This window comes from Enterobacter sp. R-1.6.2, from assembly GCF_035064085.1.
Taxonomy (GTDB): Bacteria; Pseudomonadota; Gammaproteobacteria; order Enterobacterales; family Enterobacteriaceae; genus Enterobacter; species Enterobacter asburiae_B.
Genome location: NZ_JASEYI010000127.1, coordinates 1 through 472, shown reverse-complemented (window position 1 = coordinate 472; position 472 = coordinate 1). Strand labels below are relative to the sequence as shown.

The 472-nt window shown below is 41.1% G+C and carries 1 protein-coding gene; it reads left to right on the top strand.

All coding sequences use genetic code 11. The features are described 5' to 3' along the window. Nucleotides 1-114 precede the first annotated feature (114 nt). Nucleotides 115-472, top strand: a 358-nt coding sequence (locus QMN93_RS26115) for a helix-turn-helix domain-containing protein (RefSeq protein ID WP_323630750.1), incomplete at its 3' end; no start/stop codon positions are given.

Sequence of the window (472 nt, the reverse complement as noted above, 5' to 3'; positions counted from 1 at the left end):
TAGCGGGTTTTCTGACGTCCCGAATTAACGATCATTTTCAGGTGCTCAAACCTGCATCTTGAGGTTTATTGGGTATAAATTGATTATTATTGCGTGCAGGAGGCTTTGTACAACATGAATGGTTTAACTCGTGGAATTGATCAAATTAACTGGTTACATCATAAATTTAAGACAGAAGTTAACTGTGCACTGGTTGAACATAATATTCCATTGACGTTATCAAAACTCCGCGTGCTGGACGTCATCGCCCACACGCCACATTGCAGGGCAAAAGAAATTATCGAAATACTTGGGTTCAGTCCCCGGACTGTTACTGAAGCATTAGATTATCTTGATATCAAAGGCTTTATATTAAGAAAAAAGAGCAAAGAAAACAGAAAGGACAAGATTCTTAGGGAAGTTGCGATTAAGTGGTCCGCAGCTCCCGATATGACGCCCCAAACCGTCCTTTATCGACGTCCTGTGGCTCAAT